This is a genomic window from Nocardia sp. NBC_00565 (assembly GCF_036345915.1).
In the GTDB taxonomy this organism is placed as follows: domain Bacteria; phylum Actinomycetota; class Actinomycetes; order Mycobacteriales; family Mycobacteriaceae; genus Nocardia.
Genome location: NZ_CP107785.1, coordinates 5,790,298 through 5,812,637, shown reverse-complemented (window position 1 = coordinate 5,812,637; position 22,340 = coordinate 5,790,298). Strand labels below are relative to the sequence as shown.

At 68.5% G+C, this 22,340-nt stretch carries 17 protein-coding genes; 10 read left to right on the top strand and 7 right to left on the bottom strand.

The annotated features are described in order from the left end of the window. Window positions 1-8 precede the first annotated feature (8 nt). Complete coding sequence (locus tag OG874_RS26915; RefSeq protein ID WP_330249912.1) at window positions 9-305, bottom strand: MGMT family protein; 297 nt, start codon at window positions 303-305, stop codon at window positions 9-11. Between the two features lie 5 nt (window positions 306-310). Beyond that, window positions 311-1,096, bottom strand: a complete 786-nt coding sequence (locus OG874_RS26910) for an alpha/beta fold hydrolase (protein ID WP_330257424.1) — start codon at window positions 1,094-1,096, stop codon at window positions 311-313. Window positions 1,097-1,190: 94 nt separating this feature from the next. On the opposite strand from OG874_RS26910, the gene OG874_RS26905 reads away from it, so the two are divergent. The 4 genes from OG874_RS26905 to nudC all read left to right on the top strand — a co-directional run bounded on the left by OG874_RS26905 (window position 1,191) and on the right by nudC (window position 11,815). Beyond that, a complete protein-coding gene (locus OG874_RS26905) occupies window positions 1,191-5,231 on the top strand; it encodes a PD-(D/E)XK nuclease family protein (RefSeq protein WP_442943113.1) in 4,041 nt (1,346 codons plus the stop codon). Continuing rightward, complete coding sequence (locus OG874_RS26900) at window positions 5,228-9,652, top strand: ATP-dependent helicase (RefSeq protein WP_442943112.1); 4,425 nt, start codon at window positions 5,228-5,230, stop codon at window positions 9,650-9,652. Before OG874_RS26905 ends, OG874_RS26900 begins: the two co-directional genes overlap by 4 nt. A 151-nt stretch (window positions 9,653-9,803) precedes the next feature. After that, complete coding sequence (locus OG874_RS26895; RefSeq protein WP_442943427.1) at window positions 9,804-10,859, top strand: potassium channel family protein; 1,056 nt, start codon at window positions 9,804-9,806, stop codon at window positions 10,857-10,859. A gap of 47 nt (window positions 10,860-10,906) precedes the next feature. Beyond that, on the top strand, window positions 10,907-11,815 hold the full coding sequence (gene nudC, locus OG874_RS26890) for an NAD(+) diphosphatase (protein WP_330249909.1): 909 nt from the start codon (window positions 10,907-10,909) through the stop codon (window positions 11,813-11,815). Between the two features lie 63 nt (window positions 11,816-11,878). On the opposite strand, the gene OG874_RS26885 is transcribed toward nudC, so the two are convergent. After that, window positions 11,879-12,109, bottom strand: coding sequence for a mycoredoxin (locus OG874_RS26885; RefSeq protein WP_330257422.1), 231 nt, complete (start codon window positions 12,107-12,109; stop codon window positions 11,879-11,881). Window positions 12,110-12,215: 106 nt separating this feature from the next. On the opposite strand from OG874_RS26885, the gene OG874_RS26880 reads away from it, so the two are divergent. The 5 genes from OG874_RS26880 (at window position 12,216) to OG874_RS26860 (ending at window position 16,388) form a co-directional block, all read left to right on the top strand. Then, on the top strand, window positions 12,216-12,710 hold the full coding sequence (locus OG874_RS26880; protein ID WP_330249908.1) for an EVE domain-containing protein: 495 nt from the start codon (window positions 12,216-12,218) through the stop codon (window positions 12,708-12,710). Further along, the gene (locus OG874_RS26875; RefSeq protein ID WP_330249907.1) at window positions 12,703-13,176 is read left to right on the top strand and encodes a MarR family winged helix-turn-helix transcriptional regulator; all 474 of its coding nucleotides are present in this window, start codon (window positions 12,703-12,705) and stop codon (window positions 13,174-13,176) included. Before OG874_RS26880 ends, OG874_RS26875 begins: the two co-directional genes overlap by 8 nt. A 104-nt stretch (window positions 13,177-13,280) precedes the next feature. Further along, window positions 13,281-15,467, top strand: a complete 2,187-nt coding sequence (locus OG874_RS26870) for an ATP-dependent DNA helicase UvrD2 (RefSeq protein ID WP_330257421.1) — start codon at window positions 13,281-13,283, stop codon at window positions 15,465-15,467. Between the two features lie 110 nt (window positions 15,468-15,577). Continuing rightward, complete coding sequence (locus tag OG874_RS26865; RefSeq protein WP_330249906.1) at window positions 15,578-15,919, top strand: hypothetical protein; 342 nt, start codon at window positions 15,578-15,580, stop codon at window positions 15,917-15,919. A gap of 184 nt (window positions 15,920-16,103) precedes the next feature. Next, window positions 16,104-16,388 (top strand): WhiB family transcriptional regulator, encoded by a 285-nt coding sequence (locus tag OG874_RS26860; RefSeq protein ID WP_330257420.1) that lies wholly within the window; start codon window positions 16,104-16,106, stop codon window positions 16,386-16,388. Between the two features lie 190 nt (window positions 16,389-16,578). On the opposite strand, the gene OG874_RS26855 is transcribed toward OG874_RS26860, so the two are convergent. The 3 genes from OG874_RS26855 to OG874_RS26845 form a co-directional block, all read right to left on the bottom strand. Further along, window positions 16,579-17,922, bottom strand: coding sequence for an ABC1 kinase family protein (locus OG874_RS26855; RefSeq protein ID WP_330249905.1), 1,344 nt, complete (start codon window positions 17,920-17,922; stop codon window positions 16,579-16,581). A gap of 116 nt (window positions 17,923-18,038) precedes the next feature. After that, a complete protein-coding gene (locus OG874_RS26850) occupies window positions 18,039-18,902 on the bottom strand; it encodes a hypothetical protein (RefSeq protein WP_330249904.1) in 864 nt (287 codons plus the stop codon). Window positions 18,903-18,990: 88 nt separating this feature from the next. Then, window positions 18,991-20,400 carry a zinc-dependent metalloprotease gene (locus OG874_RS26845; protein ID WP_330249903.1) on the bottom strand — a complete coding sequence of 470 codons (1,410 nt, stop codon included), beginning with the start codon at window positions 20,398-20,400 and terminating at the stop codon, window positions 18,991-18,993. A gap of 128 nt (window positions 20,401-20,528) precedes the next feature. Here OG874_RS26845 and OG874_RS26840 point away from each other — a divergent pair, with 128 nt between their 5' ends. Beyond that, window positions 20,529-21,554, top strand: coding sequence for a YlbL family protein (locus OG874_RS26840; RefSeq protein WP_330249902.1), 1,026 nt, complete (start codon window positions 20,529-20,531; stop codon window positions 21,552-21,554). A 3-nt stretch (window positions 21,555-21,557) separates the two neighbouring features. Here OG874_RS26840 and OG874_RS26835 read toward each other — a convergent pair whose 3' ends face one another. After that, window positions 21,558-22,148 (bottom strand): PPA1309 family protein, encoded by a 591-nt coding sequence (locus OG874_RS26835; protein WP_330249901.1) that lies wholly within the window; start codon window positions 22,146-22,148, stop codon window positions 21,558-21,560. Between the last annotated feature and the right edge of the window lie 192 nt (window positions 22,149-22,340).

Here is a 22,340-nt window from a genome sequence, read left to right as displayed (position 1 = left end):
GGGGCCGTTTACGGGAGCGGAAAGCGTGCCGCACGCAGGTCCACTCGTCCGTCGCGGATCGGTACGCCCTCGGCGGCCAGCAAGCTCAACTGGCGACCGGCCAGGTGAGCGGCCGGCCGGCCACTCGCGCCGATCACCCGGTGCCAGGGCAGATCGGCGGAGTCGGTGCGCATGATCCAGCCGACCGTGCGCGGCGTGGACAACCCGGCCGCCGCCGCGATATCGCCGTAGGTGACCACGCGGCCGGGCGGAACGGTCGCCACCAGCGCGCGCACCCGCTCGACCTCGGCGTCGGTGGTGGCCATCGGACTCACAGCACCGATCGGACCAGGGCCGCGGTCTCGGCCGGACGGGCCTGGGCGACCATGTGATCGCAGTCCCACTCGAGCAGGGTCAGATTCGCGCCGAGATGCTCGGTGAGCGCCGCCCGGAACTCCGGTGTCACGAAGGGCGGCACCACCTTCATGGCCTGCACCAGGACCGTCGGCAGGTCGGCGGGCGGCAGCACATAGTGGCGGGCCAGCTGACCCCAGTAGGAATTGATGGCGGGCAGGCTGATCCGCCAGCCGACACGGCCGTCCGCGGTGGGCATCAGATGTTCGGCGAGTTCGGCGTCGAGCAGCCGCGGCTCCACCTCGCCCCAGCCGGTGGCGATCTTGTCCCGGCGGGCGTGCTCAATGGTGTCGTAGTCCGGTGCGGCCAGGCTGGACAGCGCGATATCCATTAAACGTTCCGGCTCCAGCGCGACGGCCGAATCCAGCAGCACCAGCTTGCGCACCAGGTGCGGATGCTGATGCACCAGGTGTAGCGCGCACGCGCCGCCGAACGAATGCGCGAGGACCACCACCGGCTCGTCGGTCTCCGCGATGAGCACCTCGACCAGATCCTCGACAATGGTTTCGAAGTTCCACGGCGGCAACGAGGTCGAATCGCCGTGTCCGCGCAGGTCGGGGGCGATGATCCGGACGTCCGGCAGATGGCGGATGGCCAGGTCTTCCCAGCGTTTGCCGTGTCCGGTCACGCCGTGCAGGGCCAGGACCTTCGGCCCGTCCGCAGGCCCGTACCGGTGCACATGAAGAGTCGACACCTGAACCATATTGACGTATATCGAATTCGAACGCAGACCGAGGCGTGTGTTCGAGCTCACCGATGAGTGCGTCGACTGCGGAGCGCCGCGTGGCGTGTCGGAGGTGTCTGTTGCAATAGCCCGCGTGGTGCGATCGGATAGCGCGGTGCGACTTGTTCGCCGAAACGTGGCGGCACCCCCGGCTCGTGCCTGGGGTGCCGATGTCCGCGCGCTGTTCGACGCCGCCGCCACCGTAGGCCCGATGCGACCCGGCTGGCGGCCGTGGCAGCTGCTCGGCGGACCGGGGACCGGCAAGACCGCGCTGCTGATCGATCTGGCCGCCGAACGCATCGCCGCGGGCGCCGATCCGGAATCGGTGCTGGTGCTGACCCATTCGAAGCAGGCGGCGAGCGCGGTGCGCGATGCCATCACCGCCCGGCTGAGTGGTTCCGACGGCGCGGCGGGCGGGGTGCCCGGTGCGACAAGGGAGCCGTTGGTGCGCACGCTGCACTCCTACGCGTTCTCGGTGCTGCGCAGACATGCGAGCGCGCACGGCAATCCGCCGCCGCGTTTGCTGACCGGTGCCGAGCAGGATGCCGTGCTGCGTGAAATGCTGCGCGGTGACCTGATCGATATCGCGGCCGGTGCCGACGGGCTGTGGCCCGAACGGCTGCAGCCCGCACTGGGGCTCGGCGGGTTCGCCGAACAGTTGCGTGATCTCATGCTGCGGGCCACCGAACGTGGGCTCGGGCCCGAGGATCTGGTGCGGCTCGGCCGCGAGCACGGTCGGCCGGAGTGGGTGGCGGCGGGCAAGTTCGCGGTGCGCTACGAACAGTCGATGCTGTTGCGGTGGTCGGTCGGGGTGGAGGCGCCCGAGGCGACGGCACCCGCGCTCGACGCGGCCGAACTCGTCGGCGCGGCATTGGACGCGCTCGCCGGTGACGCCGAACTGCTTGCCGCCGAACGGAATCGGATCAGATACCTGCTGGTCGACGATGCCCAGCATCTGGATCCGCAGGCCGCGCTGCTCGTCGAGGTGATGGGTACGGCCGCGCATACCGCGGTCGTCGCGGGTGATCCGGATCAGGGTGTCTTCGCGTTTCGCGGCGCGGACGCTCGCTTCGTCGCTGATCTGGCGGCGCCGGACGGGCAGCGAATCATCCTGCGAGACAACCATCGATCGGGCGGGCAGGTGCAACTGGCCGTCGCGCGGATCGCCGCCAAGTTGCCGGGCAGTGCGCCACAACGCTTTTCGACGCCCAACCATGCGGTGCCGCCGAAGGACGACGGCACCGAGGTGCGGGTGCGTGTGCTGGCCACTCCGGCGAAGGAAGCCGCCTTGATCGCCGATCATTTGCGCCGCGCCCACCTTACCGATGGCGTGCCGTGGTCGCGGATGGCGGTGATCGTCCGCTCGGTGCCATTATCGCTGGCACCGCTGCGGCGCGCGCTGCTGGCGGCCGGAGTGCCGGTGCAGCAGCCCGCGCTCGACGCGCCGCTGGCTCGGCGGCGCGGTGCCGCCTGGATGCTGCTCGCGCTGCGGACGGTGCTCGCGGAGGATGCGGTACAGCGCGGGCGTCGGCGCGCTGCCGAGGCGATGTTCACCGCTGAGGATGCGTTGGACCTGCTGGCCGGGCCGCTCGGCGGTGCTGATCAGATCACCCTGCGGCGGTTGCGGCGCGGTATTCGGCGCAGTGTGCTGGAGTCCGCACGCAGTGAGATCAAGGCGGCGCGTGTGGGTTCCGCGCGCGATGATGAACCCGATTGGGGCGCTGAGGGTCTTCCGCCGGATGAAGCGGGCTTCGAGCCCGAACAATCCGGCGTCGACAGCGCCGAACGAAATGTTGCGACGGCCGAACGGAATATCAGCGACGCCGAACGGACCGCGGACGACGCCGATTGGTATGGCATCGAGCCGGAATGGAGTGGCGGAGACTCCGAATGGGAGAGTCCGGAGCCCGATCTCGAGGATGCCGAACGCAGTGTTGGCGATCCCGAACGAGATGGCGGGGTGGGCGGTGACGCCTCCGGCGTAGACGAGGCTGAGCGAACCGATCCAGGCGACGCGGATGCCGAACGGGACTCATCGACATCCGGACAGGCCGAGGACGGCTCCGTATGGCGCGCCTATGTCGACAAATCCTCCGCGGAGGTGCTGCGTGATCTGTTGGTGGGGCGCGCGGACCGGCGAATCATGGAGCGGCTCACCGATGTCGAGGCCGCGCCGCTGAAGCGGGTGTTCGACGCGCTCGACCGGGCCACCACGACTCGGCGTCGCGGTGCTGGGCTCGAAGACGTGCTGTGGGCGCTGTGGACCGGATCGCGGCTGGAGCGGCGCTGGGTCGCGCAGTCCGAACGCGGTGGGGCGGCGGGTATGCAGGCCGATCGCGACCTCGATGCCGCCGTGGGATTGTTCGACGCCGCGGCCGCGTATGTGGACCGGCTGCCGCGCGCGAGTATCGAGGGTTTCGTTGAATACCTACTGCAGCAGGAGATTCCACACGACACCAGATCGCTGACCGCGCCGGGGGAGGCCGTCGCACTGCTCAGTGCGCACGCGTCCGCGGGCCGCGAATGGGACGTCGTCGCGGTTGCCGCTGTGCAGGAAGGTATTTGGCCCAATCCGCGCCCGCGCGGCACCCTGTTGCAGACCGAGGATCTGGTCGATCTCACCGCGGGCATAGTCGATGCGGGCGCAGTGGTGAGCCGGGCGGCTCCGATCATGGCGGAGGAGCGTCGACTGCTGCTCGTCGCCTGCAGTCGGGCCCGGCACTCGCTGCTGGTCACCGCCGTGGAATCGGTATCGGGCGAACGCGATCTGGTCCCGTCCCGGTTCCTCGCCGAACTGCTCGGGCACGATGACGACAGTGAACCCGGCGCGCTGCCGGTCGCCGATCCGGGCCGGGCGCTGGTCATGCATGCGCTGGTGGCCGAATTGCGCGGCGTGGTCTGCGATGCCGAGGCCGAACCCGAGCGCAGGCGTCGCGCCGCACATCAGCTGGCCCGGCTCGCGCACGCAGGCGTGCCCGGTACCCACCCCGACGACTGGTACGGCACCGCGGATCTCAGCTCGTCGCGGTCGCTCTGGGACGAGGACGACAGCGCGGTCGCCCTGTCCCCGTCCACCGTTGAGTTGCTGCGCACCTGTCCGCTGCGCTGGGCGCTGGAACGCCATGGCGGCACCGACGGTGACAATCCGCACGCCGTCAAGGGCAATCTGGTGCATACGCTCGTGCAGGCGCTGGCGGGCAAGGTGCCCGAATCCCAGGTCCGCGCGGCATTGGACAAGGCATGGCAGGCCATCGATCCCGGCACCGGCTGGCATTCGCGGCAGGAACTGCGTCGCACCGAGGCCATGCTGGAAACGTTCATGGCATGGGTGCACAATACCCGCGGCGAACTCACCCAGGCCGGAGTCGAGGTTCCGGTCGACTGCGTACTGCCCCCGCGCACCGAAGACGAACGCGCCGTGCGGATTCGAGGCCGAGTCGACCGCCTGGAGCGCGATGCCCAGGGCCGCTTCGTGATCGTCGACGTGAAGACCGGAAAATCACCGGTCACCAAGCAAGCCGCCGCCGACCACGCCCAACTCGCGACCTACCAGGTAGCCGCCGCCGCTGGCGCACTCGATATCACCCTGGGCGACCCCACCTCGGAATCCGATCGAGCACATACCGAATCCGCCTCTGCGGCCGGAGCAACGCCTCGTGGTCCAGGTGAGTCCGGCCCGGGTGATTCCGGCACTGCCGCCGACGGGTTCGTCTCCGTTGCGGACGAGTTCAACTCTGCTGCAGGCGGTCTCGGCGGCCCTGCAGGCGATCCCGGCGGTGCTATTGGTGAGTCCGGCGGTGCTGTGCGCGTTCCCGGCCCCGCTGCAGGTGAGTCCGGCCCCGCTGCAGGTGAACCAGGCTCCACCACAGGCGAACCCGGCGGTGCGCGTCTGGTCTACGTCGCCAAGCCGAGCAGCAAGGAGGGGGCCACACAACGCATGCAGCCCCCGCTCGATGCTGAGGCGCTCGACAAGTGGCGTGGCACGATTCACGATGCCGCGGCCGCCACGCAGGGGCCGAGTTACCTCGCTATGCGCAACGATGGCTGCAGGCACTGTCCGGTGGCGGGCAGTTGCCCCGTCCAGGACACCGGGAGGCAGGTGACCGACGAGTGAGCAGTATTTCCGGCGACGCGCATGCCACCGTCTCGCCGAACCGTCTCGCCGAGGCGCTCGGCCTGCCACCGCCCACTGACGAGCAGGCCGCCGTGATCGCGGCCCCACCGGGACCGACGCTCGTGGTCGCCGGTGCGGGCGCGGGCAAAACCGAGACCATGGCCGCCCGGGTCGTGTGGATGGTCGCCAACCGCCTGGTGCTGCCCGACGAAGTGCTCGGCCTGACCTTCACCCGAAAAGCCGCCCAGCAGTTGACCTCCCGCATCCGCACCCGGCTGGCCCGCTTGGCCGGTTCGCCGCTGCTGCGCGAACTCGACGCCGGTGGTGAACTGCGCGCTCAGCTCTCCGGCGCCGAACCCGAGATCAGCACCTACCACTCGTACGCGGGCCGACTGCTCACCCAGCACGGTCTGCTGCTGCCCGTGGAACCCTCGGCGACACTGCTGACCGAAACCCAGCTCTGGCAGCTCGCCCACCAGGTGGTCCGCAACTGGGACGGCGACCTCGACACCGACCGCACCCCGGTCTCGGTCACCGAGGCCGTCCTCGCCCTCTCCGGCCAACTCGCCGAACACCTGGTGGAACCCGAACAACTCGCCGAGGCTCACACCGAACTCGAAAAGCTGGTCCACACCCTGCCCGCGGGTCCACGCCAACGCGGCGGACCGAGCCAGGCTCTGCAGAACATCGTCCAGGTCCAACGCGAGCGCGTCGCCCTGCTGCCGCTGGTCAAGCAGCTGGCCGAAGCGCTACGCCGCCGCGGCGCACTCGATTTCGGCGCCCAGATGTCCCTGGCCGCCCGCCTGGCCGCCGAACATCCGGAAGTCGCCCTGGCCGAACGCGCCCGCTTCCGCCTGGTCCTGCTCGACGAATACCAGGACACCGGTCACGCCCAACGCATCCTGCTCGCCTCCCTCTTCGGCGGATCCCCCCCACAGCCGCGCGCCAAGCGATCACGAAAGACCGACTCCACCAGGTCCACCGCCGGCAAGCCCGTCGCCTCGGATTCGCTCCCCCCGACGGCCCCCGACACGCACCACAGCGAGGGCGATTCGACGCAGCACAACCCGTCGGACGCCCAGCAGATGGCAGCCAGTGGTGCCGCCCCGCGCTCGGCTGCACGTCAGCCGGTGGATGCCGATGCCGGGCGGAGCCATCTCGATGCGACGCAGCGCCCTCAGGCGGATGCGGAGCGGGCGGCAGTGAATGGTGGCGGCCAGCGTTCGGCTGCACGTGTGCCGACGGACCCCGAGGATCGACGGAGTGAAAGCGATGCGACACATGGGCATCGGTCGGATGCCCGAGCAGACCGTGTACAGCGGTTGGCGGTGACCGCTGTCGGTGACCCGATGCAATCGATCTATGGCTGGCGTGGGGCGTCGGCCGCTAATCTCCCCAGGTTCGCTACCGACTTTCCCAGTGCCCCAGGTGTTCCCGCGCCGATCCTGCCGCTGCTGACAAGTTGGCGGAATCCGCCGGAGGCGCTGGCGCTGGCGAATCTGGTGGCGGAACCGTTGCGGCGCAGTGCGATCGATAGCGGTGGTGTCACGGTCGACGCGCTGCGTGCGAAACCCGATGCGGAACCGGGTGTCGTCGCGCTGGCGTTGACCGAAACCGTTGCCGACGAACGCGATTGGGTAGCGGGGCGGATCGCGGCCGAATGGGCGATCAAACGCGAGGCGGGGAAGCCACCGCCGACCTCGGCCGTGCTGGTCCGCCGCAACGCCGACGCCGCACCCCTCGCGGAAGCCCTGCGCGAGCAGGGACTTCCGGTGGAGATCGTCGGTCTCGGCGGCCTGCTCGCCACCCCGGAGGTCGCCGATATCGTCGCCACCCTGCGGCTCGTCGCCGAACCCGGCGCAGGCAGCGCCGCCATGCGCATCCTCACCGGCGCCCGCTGGCGTATCGGCGTCGCCGACCTCGCCGCGCTCGCCCGCCGTGCCCGAGACCTGTCGATCAGCCGCCTGCACGGCAATGAGGCGAACGAGATCGCCGATTCGACCGCACTCGCCGAGGCCCTGCGCGAGGTGGCGCCGGAACCGGCCGAACAGGCGGGTCTGGCCGACGCGATCGCCGATCCCGGTCCGCGCGAACAGTATTCGGAGTCGGGATGCCAGCGCATTGTCGCGCTCAGCCGGGAACTTGCCGGGCTGCGCGAACGCAGCGGCCAGCCGCTCGCCGAACTCGTCGCGGATGTAGAACGCACCATCGGCGTCGGTGTCGAGACCCAGGCTCGCCGCGCACTGGTCGGCGCCGGTGCCGGACGCGAACATCTGGACGCCTTCGCCGAGGTGGTCGCCGGATACGCCAGCGATTCCGGCGCGTCGCTCGGCGGCCTGCTCGCCTTCCTCGCCGCCGCCGAATCCGTCGAGAACGGTTTGGAACCGGGTGAAGTCGAGGTCGCCAGGGACCGCGTCCAGGTGCTGACCGTGCACGCCGCCAAGGGCTTGGAGTGGGAGATCGTCGCCGTTCCGCACGTGGCCCGCGGCGTTTTCCCGTCCGGCGCGGCCTCGGGCACCTGGCTCGGCGCACTCGCCGAACTCCCCACGTCCCTACGCGGTGACCGCAGACAGGACGATGCCGCCGAGGGTGTCCCCGTGCTCGACCTCTCGGATCTCTACGACCGCGCCGACCTGGAGCGAGCGATCAAGTCCCATAAGGAATCCCTGGACCGCCGTCGCATCGATGAAGACCGCCGCCTGTTCTATGTGGCCCTCACCAGAACCGAACGGGTCCTGCTCGTCTGCGCCCACCACTGGGCCGAAACCGGCACCGCACCCAAGGGGCCCTCCGACTTCCTCCTGGAACTCAAACACGCCAGCGAAGCCCCCGACAGCCCCGCGAACGGCGCGGTCACCATCGACCGCTGGGACGACGCCCCCGACGTCGACGCGGTAAACCCGTTCACCGACAACCCCGCAACCGCCGAATGGCCCCGCGACCCCCTCGGCAACCGCCGCGCCCCCATCGAACAGGGCGCTTCTCTCGTCCACGCCGCCCTCGCCGAACTCACGGCACAATCCGCCGCAGGCATCACCGCATTGCACCACGCGGTCTTCGATAACCCGACTGCCTCAGTCGATTTCGCGTCCAGCGCCCTCCGTGACATCGACATGGCAATGACTGTAGACCCGCCCACCGACAACTTTGCCGCCCCGAACTCCGCGCCCGACGATCTCGGCGCCATCGCGCTACCCGACGACCCCTACGCCGATGTTCCCCTGCCCGACTATCTCGACCCGCCCGCATCATTCGGGGATCCCGGCGAATCATCTGTCAACAGCGCCCCGGATCCGTACGACCGGGACGACTTCCCGCCGCCCCCAGGCGACTTCGCGTCGCGCGCCGAGTACGTCGCGCCGTACGCCGAGCACGTCGCGCCGTACGCCGAGCACGTTGCGTCGCACGCCGAACATGTTGCGCCGTACGCCGAGCACGTCGCGCCGTACGCCGAACACGTCGCGTCGCACGCCGAACATGTTGCGCCGTACGCCGAGCACGTCGCGTCGCACGCGGAACACGTCGCGCCATACGCCGACGCCGTCCAACCTTACGGTGACGACTTCCCCCCGTACTCCGATGATTTCGCGCCGTACGCCGACGAATTCGAGCCCCCCCCAGACGACCTCACCGCCCCAGCCGAACCCGGGATCCCCCATACCGACACCACCACCCCAGCCGCCAACCCCGACGACCCCGACGGCTGGTCCGCCGACGTCGACGCCCTCCTCGCCGAATTCGAAGCCACCCAGGCGATCACCCAGGACGTCGAACTCCCCGGCCAGATCGCCGCTACGGCCTTGGTCGAAATGCGTGCCGACCCAACCAAACTCGCGGCCCGCCTGCGCCGCCCACTGCCGTTCCCGCCGAATCCGCTGGCCCGCCGCGGCACCGCCTTCCACGCCTGGGTGCAGCGCTGGTTCGCCACCGACCGGCTGCTCGGCTTCGACGCACTGCCCGGCGCCGCCGACAGCACTGCCGCCGACGCAGGCCCGGACACCGAACTGGTCACCATGCAGGAGTCGTTCCTCAACTCGCCGTGGGCCAATCGCAGCCCGCTCGAGGTGGAGATCCCGTTCGAGACCTCCATCGCGGGCACGGTGATTCGCGGCCGGATGGACGCGGTCTTCGCCGAACCCGGCGGCGGTTGGATTGTGGTCGACTGGAAGACCGGCGCCGAGCCCGCGCCCGCCGACGAACCCGCGGTCGCCATGCAGCTGGCCGTATACCGGCTGGCTTGGGCTCGGCTGATGGCGGCCCGCGACCACGGCACCGAGGCCGAGATGCTCGAACGCATCGGCGCCGCATTCCATTACGTGCGCACCGGGCGCACCATCGCGCCCGCCGCACTGCCCGGCCCGGACGAATTGGCCGAGCTGATCAGGAATGCCGCGCCGACGAGCGCGTCCGCGCCGGACTGAACCCATACATTCATCGGGTGTTCGCGTCGGGCGCGGGCAATGCTCGGCTGACCCGGTAGGCTGCCGTGCGTGCCGGAGGGACAAGAAGCGCCGGAGTTGACCGACTCGGTGAGCGCCGAGATTTCGGCGAGCGTGGGGGTGGGTGAGTCCGGTGTTCGGTGATCGGGCGCGCAGTGTCGGTTTGTCGAGTCGTCCGGATTTCGCGCTGGTCGGCGTGCTGCGCATCCCCGAAATAGCGACCAGCCCATGGACTTCGCTGGTGCGCCGGGTGCTCTTCGCAATCGGCCTGCTGTTCGCCGCGGCGCTGGTGGTGTTCCTCGGTCGCGATGGGTACCACGACAACTCCGGTGACGAGCTGTCGTTCCTGGACGCCTTCTACTACGCGACGGTCTCGCTGTCGACCACCGGCTACGGCGATATCGCGCCGGTGACGCCCGAGGCCCGGCTCGCCAATATCGTCATCATCACCCCGCTGCGCATTCTCTTCCTCATCGTGCTCGTCGGTACCACCATCGGCGTACTCACCGAGCGTTCCCGGCAGGCATTCAAGATTCAGCGTTGGAGGCGCAGCATGCGTGATCACACCGTGGTCGTCGGTTATGGGACCAAAGGCCGTACGGCGGTCGACGCGATGCTCGGCGATGGCGTGCAGGCCGCCGATATCGTCGTGGTCGACACCGATGCCGTCGCGCTGGAGGCGGCCGCGAACGCCGGCCTGGTGACGGTGCACGGTTCGGCCACCCGGTCCGATGTGCTCCGGCTGGCCGGTGTGCAGCGGGCGGCCGCGGTCGTGGTCGCCGCCAACCGGGACGACACCGCCGTCCTGGTGAGTCTCACGGCGCGTGAACTGAACAAGAGCGCCAAGATCGTGGTGGCCATCCGGGAGGCCGAGAACACCCACCTGCTGCGCCAGTCCGGCGCGGATTCGGTGGTGGTCTCCTCCGAGACCGCGGGCCGGTTGCTGGGCATCGCCACCACCACGCCGACCGTGGTCGAGATGATCGAGGATCTGCTGACCCCCGACCAGGGCTTTGCGGTCGCCGAACGCGAAGTGGAACCCGCCGAGGTCGGCGGCTCGCCACGACATCTCGGCGATATCGTGCTGGGCGTGGTGCGCGGCGGTGTGCTGATCCGGGTGGGTGAGGCCGAGGTGGACGCGCTGGAGCCGACCGACAAACTGTTGTACATCCGGCACGTGGGCAGGTAACACTGCCGCGACGACTGGTGTTCGCGGCGGCGCGATAGTCTCGAACCGTGGCCTCAGGATTCCAGCTCAATAGCGTTCCGCTGCTTTCGCGTTCAGTGCTCGACCGGGCCGAGGAGATCCGGGCCGACGAACAGGCGCTGAAGGAGGGCTGGGCCGACGCCGAACTACTCCGAGTCAACAAGCGTGGCCAGTTCCGCTTCGAGAACGGCGCGTTGGTGCTGGAGCCGGCGATTGAACTGTCCGCCGAGCCGAGTCCGGCCGCGATATTCCTCGGTATCAACGGCGGCAAGCACGTCTGGGCCGTGCGCGACGCCGACCTGGCGGGCACGCTGACCGATCTGCGCGCCATGGCGGGCGGCATCGACGATCTCACCGCTGGTCTGCTCACCGCCGCAATGGCCCTGCTGAACTGGCATGACAAGGCCGGATTCAATGCCGTCGACGGCACCGCGACGGCCGCGACCAAGGGCGGTTGGTCGCGGGTCGACGAGAACGGTCACGAGGAGTTCCCGCGCATTGATCCAGCCGTCATCTGCCTGATCCACGACGGCGGCGATCGAGTGTTGCTCGGGCGCCAGCACACCTGGCCGAAGACGCTGTTCTCGCTGCTCGCCGGATTCGTCGAGGCGGGGGAGTCGCTGGAGCGGTGCGTCGAACGCGAGGTGCTCGAGGAGGTCGGGGTCGATGTCCGCGACATCACCTACCTGGGCAGCCAGCCGTGGCCGTTCCCACGCTCGCTGATGCTCGGCTTCTCCGCCATCGCGGATCCCGATCAGCCGCTTGCCTTCTCGGATGGCGAGATCGCCGAGGCCCACTGGTTCACCCGTGCCGAGGTGCGCACGGCGCTGGCCGTCGGCGACTGGTCCGCGCAGAACCAGGGCGCGCGGCTACTGCTGCCCGGATCGATCTCCATCGCGCGCACGATCGTGGAGTCCTGGGCCGAACTCGACAGCTGATCGAGGGCATAAAAAGTTCCGTGCGGGCCGCGAGGGTCCGCACGGAGCAGGCGATCGAGCCGATCAGGGGAGGGTGGCCAGCGTCTGCTTGACCGCGGCCAGCGACGGGTTGGTCGCCGTGGAGCCGTCCGCGAACTTCACCGTCGGCACCACATGGTTGCCGCCGTTCACGCTGCCGACGAATTCGGCCGATGCCGGATCTTGTTCGATATCGATCTCGACATAGCTGATACCGGACTCGTCCAGCTGCTTCTTCAGCCTGCGGCAGTAGCCGCACCAGGTGGTCGAGTACATCGTCAGAGCGGGAGTCACGTCAGTCACGGATCGTGCAACGCCTTACGGTCCGATCCTGTTCCGGCTGAGACTTGCGCAAGATTTAGTATGTGCGCATACTAAATCCATGACGACGATCGCCACCGCACAGGCCACCTCGCCCGCCACATCGGGTGGGCGGTACTGGCTGGGTGTGGTCTCCAGAGAACACGTACGCCGCGGTGTAGAACTCGGCATCGCCCAGGTCAACCATGGCAAGCGGACCCCACTCGAACGGATGAGCCCGGGTGACGGCTTCCTCTGTTACTCACCGCGCGAGGGGATGCGAACCGGTGCGCCGATCCGCTCCTTCACCGCCATCGGCACCATCGATGACGGTCCGGTCTGGCAGGCGGACCCGGACGACGGCGGCTGCTTCCAGCCGTGGCGACGCGCGGTCGACTACCGCACCGACGCGCAAGAGATCCCGATCGACGAACTGCGCGCCGAATTGGATCTCACCAGCACGCCGAATTGGGGCATGGCGCTGCGCCGCGGACTCATCGAACTGACCGCGCACGACTTCGCATTGATCGCGCGGACGATGATCGGCGAATCAGCAGTAGCGCAGGCACATGAGTGAGGACAAGGGTCTGCGCAGCAGCTTCGCCGAGGCCGACGAAAGCCCGGGCCTCTTGCTCTGGCAGGTGACCAACCGCTGGCAGGCAGCCCAGCGCGCGGCCCTGGCCGCATTCGACCTCACCCATGTGCAATTCGTCCTACTGGCCTCACTGACCTACCTGGCCGCCCGCCGCGACGAACCGGTAATGCAGCGCGATCTGGCCGCACACGCCGTCACCGACCCGATGATGACCTCCCAGGTATTGCGCGCGCTCGAGCAAAGGGGCCTGCTCGAGCGCCGCGCCCACCCGAACGACCGCAGAGCCAAGGCCCTGATCCCCACCGAAGCCGGTGCAGCATTGGCGAATCGGGCCGTGGTCGCGGTCGAGCAGTGCGACCAGGAGTTCTTCGCTCCGCTCGGTGCGCACGTCGAGGCATTCGCCGGTGCACTACGACAACTGCGCGACTCCAAGAACTCGCCGGGTTGACCGAGATAAGGTGGCCCATCAGATGTTCGATGCGGTACTCAGGCGGGCCGGGACCGACGCCCATTTTGCGCCGCCGCCATGACTTGTCGGCGGGCACTGCCATGATGTGTGTCGTGTCGGCAACCAGTATCAGCGAGCCCGTCCGCCCAGCGCTGGCTGATGTCCAAGACGGGCTGGACCCCGAGCAGGCCGCCGCGGTCCGCGCGCCGCGGGGTCCGGTGTGCGTGCTCGCGGGCGCCGGCACCGGTAAGACCAGAACCATCACCCATCGCATCGCGCACTTGGTCTCCGCCGGACATGTGAAGGCCGACCAGGTGCTCGCGGTGACGTTCACCGCGCGCGCGGCGGGGGAACTGCGCAGTCGCCTGCGCGCCCTCGGGCTCGGCGGCGAGGCCAACCAGGTGCAGGCGCGCACGTTCCACGCGGCCGCGCTGCGGCAGCTGAAGTACTTCTGGCCGCAGATCGTCGGGGATGTGCCCTGGCAGTTGCTCGATCGCAAATTCCCGATCGTGGCGCAGGCCGCGCACCAGGCCGGACTGTCCTCGCACAGCGACGCCGTGCGCGATCTGCTCACCGAGATCGAATGGGCGAAGGCCACCCTTATCGCGCCGGAGGATTATCCGGCGGCGGTGGCCAAGCACCGCCGCGAGGCGCCGTATGACCCGCTGCGCGTCGCAGCGGTCTACAGCGGTTACGAGAAGTTGAAGGCGACGCCCGACGGCCTGCTGCTCGATTTCGACGATCTGCTGCTGCACACCGCCGCCGCGCTGGAGGACTATCCGTCGGTGGCCGATGAATTCCGCGGGCGCTACCGCAGTTTCGTCGTCGACGAATACCAGGACGTCACGCCGCTACAGCAGCGGGTGCTCGATGCCTGGCTCGGTGAGCGCGACGATCTGACCGTGGTCGGCGACGCGAACCAGACGATCTATTCGTTCACCGGCGCCACCCCCGGCTTTCTGCTGGACTTCTCCCGGCGCTTTCCCGAGGCGACGGTGGTCCGGCTGGAGCGCGACTATCGGTCGACGCCGCAGGTGGTATCGCTGGCGAACCGAGTGATCGGCGCCGCCCGCGGGCGCATCGCGGGCACCCGGCTGCAACTGATCGGGCAGCGCGACGACGGGCCGGAGCCGACCTTCGCCGAATTCGACGACGGCCCGGCCGAGGCGGCGGCGGTCGCCCGATCGATCAAGAAGCTGATCGCCGCGGGCACGCCCGCCGCCGAGATCGCGGTGCTCTATCGGATCAACGCGCAGTCCGAGGCCTATGAGCAGGCGCTGACCGAACAAGGCATCCCTTACCAGGTCCGCGGCGGCGAGGGTTTCTTCGCACGCGCCGAGGTAAGGCAAGCCGTCTCCGTATTGCGTCAGGTCGCCTCCCGCGAGGACCTGCCCGACCAGTCCCGCGGTGGTAAGGCCTTGGTTACCTTGGTGCGGGCCGCGCTCGCGCCGGTCGGCCTCACCACTACCGAACCCGCGGGCGCGCAGGCCAGGGAGCGGTGGGAATCGCTGGTCGCGCTGGTGCGCCTGACCGAGGAGTTGGTCGACCAGGACGATGCCCTCGAGCTGCCCGGTCTGCTGCGTGAGCTGGCCGCGCGCGCCGAGGCCAGGCATCCACCGACCGTGCAGGGGGTGACCCTCGCGTCGTTGCACGCGGCGAAGGGGCTGGAGTGGGACGCGGTCTTCCTCGTCGGTGTCGCCGACGGCACCCTGCCGATCGCGCACGTACTCGGTGACGACGGCTCGGTTGCCGATCAGGCCGCGCTCGAGGAGGAACGGCGACTGCTCTACGTCGGCGTGACCAGGGCCCGCGAACACCTGCAACTGTCCTGGGCGCTGGCCCGCGGCGAGGGCAGCAGGCGCACTCGGCGCCGCTCCCGGTTTCTCAACGGCTTGGTGCCCGACGACTCGCCCGCCTCGCGAATCGCCGCGCCGGTCGCCGACTCCGCCGCGAACGGTGTGCGCCCGACCTGCCGGGTCTGTGCCAAACCGTTAATCGGCACCTACGCCACGATGCTCGGGCGCTGCCGTCGCTGCCCGGCGGAATTGGATGCCGAGCTACTGGAAGCGCTGAAGGCGTGGCGCGCGGAAAAAGCGCAGGATCTGCGGGTGCGCGAGTTCGTGGTCTTCACCGACACCACGCTCACCGCGATCGCCGAGCAACTGCCCGCCGACGACAACGCACTGACCGCGATCCCCGGAATCGGGTCGAAGAAGCTCGAGCAATACGGGGCCGAGGTGCTGTCGATAGTGGCTTCGCGCCTGCGGTCAAGCCCACAAAACCGCAGGTAGAAAATAGGTTGTCGCGATCGGCGCCAACACATATGGTGGGAATCACGCACCGGGAGGTCATTCCGGTGCGCGCACAGTTACCGACACGAGTACAGGAGGGAGGCAGAACGATGAATGACAACACGAACTCCAGCGCCATCGGCGTTGCGGTGAATGCTGCACCCGTCATGTCGGCCTCCCGGGGGATCCTCGATTTGCAGGGGATCGGTCTGTCCGGCGTCGACGTATTCGGGCTCCAGGCGCAATCCATGCCTACGCATTCCCCCGTGTGCGTCATGACGCAGGACAAGCCCAGCGTGGGCTGGCACCCGGCATTTGCCAATTCGGCAGAAGTCGGCGTCTTCGCAGTTGAGGCCGGATATGCCCCGGCAGATCTGCGGGCAGCACACCTCCGCCGCACCACCCACCCAGCGACCGTGATCAGGATTCGACAGAGATGTCGAACTAGGTAGGGAACACTCCCCGACCTCCTGGCCACGGATCGCCCGAAGCGAAACCGTGGCCAGTATTTTTTTTACCGGCCCTTCAGCCAGCACCGGCCTCGGTTTCGCGGAACGAACGAAACGTACCGCTGCAAACGAGCTGAAGGAGAACGACGTGTTCACCGCAGAGAGCTGGCCACAAGCCACTACTGACGTGACATGCCGAACCGTGGCACGGCCTACCCGCCCCCGGGAGGTCACAAAGGTCCTGCCTTGTCGAGCCGGAGATCCCGATCTGTGGTTCGCCGAGAGCCCGGTCCAGTTGGAGCAGGCCAAGGCGCTGTGCGCGTCCTGCCCCATCCGAAAGGGCTGCCTGACCGCGGCCATGGATCGGGGTGAGCCGTGGGGTGTCTGGGGCGGTGAGATCTTCGACCAGGGTGTCGTGATCGCCCGCAAGCGCCCGCGTGGTCGTCCGCGCAAGGTCGCGATCTCGGCATGAGATCCGTGGCTCCCCTCCCTCCGGTCGCTGAGGCCCACCCGGCCGCTTCGGATCCGGGCCGGGCCCAGGAACGAGAAAGCAAACCAGCCGCTCACCTCGAGATCAGGTGGGCGGCTCGTTTGCGTTCCACGGCAATACTTTTCACATGTGTTCGGACCGGCCGCCGGGGTGTCGGACGGTTCGAGATCAATCAGCTGGCCGAGCGCTCCTCGCGGAAGCCGGGCATCCAGGTCCGCACCAGTTGCATGAACGGCAGCTCCGCGTCGAGCTGGGCCAGGATGCCGACCGAGCCGCCGAGGACCCGGAAGATCATCACGTACTGCGCGGGCAGCTGCAGGGCGCGCGCGGTCTTCATATCGGTGCTGGTGATATCGGAGGCCTTGCCCGCCATCCGCTGCATCCACTTGCGGGTGAAGTGGAACGAATCGGTCTGGATCGGGTCGGTGAACGGCCGCAGGTAGTCGGCGATCTCCTGATCGGTGACGGTTCGGCCGGGAATCACCCAGCCGTTGTCGTACATCAACTGCACCAGCTCGTCGAAGCGTTCGTCGACTTCCAGCGCGAGCATCCGCCCGAAGATCTCCGGGAAGCCGCCCGGCATGGGCGCGCAGGCGCCGAAGTCGATGACGGCCAATTTGCCGTCGGGCAGCATCATGAAGTTGCCGGGATGCGGATCGGCGTGCAGCAGGCCGACAGTCTCCGGCGAGGAGAAGTGGAACTTGCCCATCAATGCGGCGACGCGATTGCGCAGGGCCCGGGTGCCCTCCGGATCCTCGGCGCCCAGCTTGATGATCGTGGAGACCGGGGTGCCGTCGAGCCATTCGGTCACGATCACCTTCGGCGCGCTGGCCACCACCCTCGGCACCACGATCTCCGGATGCCCGTCGAAGCCCTTCGCGAAGGCGCGCTGGTTGGCGGCCTCATTGCGGTAGTCGAGCTCCTCCTCGGTGCGTTCGGTGATCTCGGCCAGGAGCGGCTTCACATCCGCGCCAGGAACGACCGAGGCGATCAGGCCGGTCATCCGCGACAGGGTCTTGAGATCGGCGCGCAGCGCCTCGTCCGCGCCGGGATACTGCACCTTCACCGCGACCGTCCGACCGTCCGACCAGACCGCCTTGTGCACCTGGCCGATGCTCGCCGACGCGGCGGGAGTGTCTTCGAAGGACTGGAACCGCTGCCGCCACTGGGTGCCCAGCTGCTGGTCCAGGACCCGATGCACGGTCTCGGCCGGCATCGGCGGCGCGGCGGCCTGCAATTTGGTGAGTGCCTCGCGATAGTGCTCGCCGAACTCCTCGGGAACCGCGGCCTCCATCACGCTCAGCGCCTGGCCGAACTTCATCGCACCGCCCTTGAGCTCACCGAGCACGGTGAACAGCTGTTCGGCGGCCTTCTGGTTCAACTGGGCGTTGATCTCGGACTTGTCGCCACCGGCCAACCTCTTGCCGAACCCGACGGCGGCCCGGCCAGCGATACCGAGCGGAATCTTGGCTAACTTGGCATTGCGGGATGAGCGACGACGCACAATCTCAGACACGTACCCATCATGGCGGACAAACCCGTGGATTTGCCATGCCAATCTTGATGCCCTTCCTTGGCGGAGTGTAAGAATCGACACCTTCATCGGCCGGAACAGCACATGATCGCCTCTGGTCATGAGTTCGCATCAGCGGAGATCGCATGGCAGCCACATGCGGTGTGTACCGCCCAATCGCGTTGCTCGACCAGGTGCGAGTCGAGGTCCAATTCGAGGGTGGTGTTCAGGGTGGCCGGTGTCCGGCGCGCCGAGCAGGCCAGGATCGTCTCGAGTTCGTACAGCGCCAGCGCGGCGGTTGCCGCGATCGCGGCCGGTGACGCATGCCCGACGCGGCCGAGCAACTGTGCGGCCAGGTGCGGCCACTCCGCGTCGTAGTCGCAGCGGGTCAGATGCGCGCAACGCAGGCAGCTCGTTCGGCCCGGCACAACGAACGGACCGACCACGCCCTTCGCATCGCGAATGCGGACCTGCATATGTGCGATCCCATGCAGCACAAGCTCATTGGTGAACCGAGGGTCGATCACCAGTGTGTCGGTCAACACCACGAGTTCGCCGCGCCAGTCGGGGACCGAACCGTCGGGGGTGTACCCACGTGACCGGATCGGGCGCAGGCCGAGTCCGCGCAGCCCGGTCGAGAGCGCGTCCGCGAGTGGTCCGAGTCCGTGCACCCGCACCGAACGCACCCGGCCCATCCGTTCGTTCGGATGCAGCAGTAGTCCCGCGTCATCGATGCGGGTCAAGAGCTCGGCCGCGGCCTCGGGCTCGATCCCGCACTCCCCGGCCCGCCAGATGACCTGTGGCCGACTCTGCATCCCATCCAGTAGCCGCAGGAACGCGAGCACGGTATCGGCGTCCAACGGTGTCCGATCGAGCAATAGCGCGCCCTCGGGATCCCATCCGAGCTGCACTACCCCGGACGCCCGCACCAATACCGTCACTCGCGGCGCCAGCATCGGCCCGCATACCCGCCCCGTCGTCATGCGAGCAGTATGCGCACCACATCACGGGTGAATCAGCGCGAATCCCGCAGTAATCCACAGGGATTCGTACTTATCAACAGGACAACTATCAGGACGCGTCGGTGTCCTTGCCGAGGTTGGGGCCGGATTCGCCGTCGCCCCTGCCCTTTTCGCGCTCGGCCTGCTCACGAGCCTCGGTCTCGGCCAGTTGGGCCAGCGGATCGTCGAATGCGTTGGTGCCGCCGCCGATCACCGAATCGATGAAGCCGGCGGGGGAGTCCAGGTCGTTGGAATCCGGCAGCAGGTCCGGGTGCGCCCAGATGGCGTCGCGCGCGTCGATGCCCGTATCGACGGTGAGCCGCCGCCACAGCGCCGCCGCCTCACGCAGCTTGCGCGGCCGCAGTTCCAACCCGACCAGGGTCGCGAAGGTCTGCTCGGCCGGACCACCGGTGGCGCGACGGCGGATCAGCGTCTCGGCCAGCGCACCCGCGCCGGGCAGGCGATCGCCGACCGCGTCGGTGACCACGACCTGCACCCAGCCCTCGATCAGGGCGAGCAGCGTCTCCAGCCGCTCCAGCGCCTGTTTCTGTTCCGGGGTGGTCTGCGGTTCGAAGGTGCCCTGGGACAGGAGCTCCTCGAGCTTGGCGGGATCGGTCAGCGACATCGGGTCGATGCCCTGGGCCGCCGACTCCAGCGCGGAGAAGTCCATCTTGATGCCGCGCGCATAGTCCTCGACCGCGCCGAGCACCTGCTGGCGCAGCCACGGCACATGGCCGAACAGTCGCTGATGCGCGGCCTCACGGGCCGCGAGGAAGACCAGGATCTCGCTCTCCGGCTGTTCCAGCCCGGCGCTGAACTCCGAGATCGCCGCGGGCAGCAGCGCCGCGGTTCCGCTCGGACCCAGCGGCAGACCGATATCGGTAGAGGTCAGCACCTCCTTGGCGAGCTGCCCGAGCGCCTGCCCGAGCTGCGAGCCGAATGCCAGTCCGCCCATCTGCCCGAGCATGCCGACCATCGGTCCGGCGAACTCCCGCGCCTCCTCCGGCAGTTGCGCGGTCCACATTCTGGAGATCTGCTCGGCCACCGGATCACACAGCCGCTTCCAGGTCGGCAGCGTCTCCTCGATCCAGTCGTTGGCGGTCCAGGCCGCGCTCTTGGTCGCGCCGGCGGGCAGCGTGGTCGCGCCGTCGAGCCATAACTCGGCCAGGTGCGCGGCATCGGTCACGGCGCTGACGGTGCCCGAGGCCACCGGTGACACAGTCGAGCCGAGCTGCTCGCGGGCAAGTCGCTTGGCCACGTCGTAGTTGACCGGACCGGACTGCGCGGAGCCGGGCTGCCCCATGCCACTCAGCATCTGGCCGAGCGAGGTGAGCATTTGTCCGAGCTGCGCCGGATCGAATCCGCCCGCGCCTGCCCCGCCCAAGCCGAAGGGATCGTTCGCTCCGGCACCGCTCGGCTCGTCGCCGCGCTTGCGGTCGTCGTCATCGCGGTTCGAAAATCCGAAGGGGACGTCACTCATACCCCAAACATTACGCGTGTCGCATGGCGGTTCGATGTTCGCGCGGCGCGAAATCGGTGGACGCGCGGGGGCGCTGAATATCCGCCCATGCGTGTATTCCGGCGGGGGCGATCACTACTGTGGTCCAGGTGAATCGTCGGATCCTGACCCTGGTGGCCGCCCTGATCCCGGTGCTCGTGCTCGGCGCGGTGGGCAGCGTGCTCACTGTGCCGTTCGTCGCACTCGGCCCCGGACCTACGTTCAATACCCTCGGCCAGGTCGATGGCCAGCAAGTCGTCGACGTCCGCGGCGCCGACATCGACCCGACGACCGGGCACCTGAATATGACCACCGTCTCGGTGCGCGACGGGTTGAACATCTTCGAGGCGTTCGGGCTCTGGGTCAGCGGTGAGCACGGGTTGGTCCCGCGCGCCGAGGTGTACCCGCCCGGTGTCCCGCGCGAGGAGATCGATAAGTCCAATCAGCAGGACTTCAAGGACTCCGAGGGCAACGCCGAGGTGGCCGCGCTGCACTACCTGAGCCTGCCGACGGTGGTACTGGTGCGCAAGGTCTCCGACGACGGCCCGGCCAAGCAGACGCTGCAGGCCGGCGACGAACTGGTCAGCATCAACGACGCGCCGATCACCACGCCCAAGGATGTGGTGGCCGCGGTGTCCTCGCAGCCCCCGGGCAGCCAGATCACCGTGGTGTACCGCCGCGAGAACGCCGAGCAGACCGCGACCATCACCCTCGCCGCACGCCCGGACGACGCGGCCAAGGGCTACCTCGGTCTCACACCGACCGAGGGCGCGCGCCCGCCGCTGCAGGTCGCGTTCAACCTCGCCGATATCGGCGGCCCCTCGGCCGGTCTCATGTTCAGCCTCGCGCTCATCGACAAGCTCAGCCCCGGTGAGCTCGACGGCGGCAAGTTCGTCGCGGGCACCGGCACCATCGACCAGGACGGCAAGGTCGGCCCGATCGGCGGCATCCAGTACAAGATGATGGCCGCCCGCGATGCCGGTGCCGAGACCTTCCTGGTCCCGGCCGCCAACTGCAATGAGGCCAAACAGCGCACACCGGATGGCCTGCGCCTGGTGAAGGTCGAAAACCTCAACGGCGCAGTGCAATCCCTCAACGACATCAACGCGGGACGCGAAACCGTCTCCTGCGGCTGAGCCTCACTCCATGGTGTGGTGCAGTGCCTCGAGGAGGTTCGGCGCCAGGTTCGGGTAGGTGCGCAGGTCGAGATCGCCGAATTCATCGGCGTCGTCCTCGGGCTTGACCTGCAGCAGGCACAGCTCCGTGCCCGCGCGCAGCACCGCCGCGAAAAGTCGGGCGGTGCGCCGTTCCGGATGCGTCTCGGCGGCGGCACGCGCGGCCGCGTCGGCGGCCTCGTGGTCGGCGAGCAGCGGGGTGAACGCCTCGTCCAGGGTGCTCTCGGCATCCGGCGGGAGCACCACGATCTCCTGGACGAGCACGCAGCCGCTGACCCCATCGGGCCAACTGGTGGTCGCGAGGAATTCGTCGAGCGCCATCGATCCGCCGGTGATGTCCTCCGGGAACGATTCCTGCGCAATGGGAGTCAGCTCGCTGCCCTGGTCGAGCTGATCGAGTAACCCGGGCTCGGCCGCGACCAGATCGGCGGTGGGCACCAGCGCGAACATCTGCGGCGGTCTGTCCCAGCCCTCGGCGTCGACGAATTCCGCCACCTCCCGGACGGAACGGGACAGGACGAGTTCGGCGTGCAGGTCTGCGGTCACACCGGACATCCAACCAAACCGGCGCTGCTGGCAACCCCGTGGTCTGGGTAATCGCAGGCCAATTGCAACCCACGGGTCTGTACCTTGTCCGATTCCGTAGAGTGGGCCCAGAGCGGTCCGCAATGGACCACCCGCAACATTGGACTGCGGCGCGAAGGCTGAGTAATCAGTGCGAGCGTCGCCGGACCTTGGAGAGTGGCA

Excerpts from the sequence above, each read along its gene's own strand:
- OG874_RS26915 (WP_330249912.1), bottom strand. The coding sequence starts at position 305 with ATGGCCACCACCGACGCCGAGGTCGAGCGGGTGCGCGCGCTGGTGGCG.
- OG874_RS26910 (WP_330257424.1), bottom strand. The coding sequence starts at position 1,096 with ATGGTTCAGGTGTCGACTCTTCATGTGCACCGGTACGGGCCTGCGGAC.
- OG874_RS26885 (WP_330257422.1), bottom strand. The coding sequence starts at position 12,109 with ATGTACTCGACCACCTGGTGCGGCTACTGCCGCAGGCTGAAGAAGCAG.
- OG874_RS26880 (WP_330249908.1), top strand. The coding sequence starts at position 12,216 with ATGACGACGATCGCCACCGCACAGGCCACCTCGCCCGCCACATCGGGT.
- OG874_RS26875 (WP_330249907.1), top strand. The coding sequence starts at position 12,703 with ATGAGTGAGGACAAGGGTCTGCGCAGCAGCTTCGCCGAGGCCGACGAA.
- OG874_RS26870 (WP_330257421.1), top strand. The coding sequence starts at position 13,281 with ATGTGTGTCGTGTCGGCAACCAGTATCAGCGAGCCCGTCCGCCCAGCG.
- OG874_RS26865 (WP_330249906.1), top strand. The coding sequence starts at position 15,578 with ATGAATGACAACACGAACTCCAGCGCCATCGGCGTTGCGGTGAATGCT.
- OG874_RS26850 (WP_330249904.1), bottom strand. The coding sequence starts at position 18,902 with ATGACGACGGGGCGGGTATGCGGGCCGATGCTGGCGCCGCGAGTGACG.
- OG874_RS26845 (WP_330249903.1), bottom strand. The coding sequence starts at position 20,400 with ATGAGTGACGTCCCCTTCGGATTTTCGAACCGCGATGACGACGACCGC.
- OG874_RS26835 (WP_330249901.1), bottom strand. The coding sequence starts at position 22,148 with ATGTCCGGTGTGACCGCAGACCTGCACGCCGAACTCGTCCTGTCCCGT.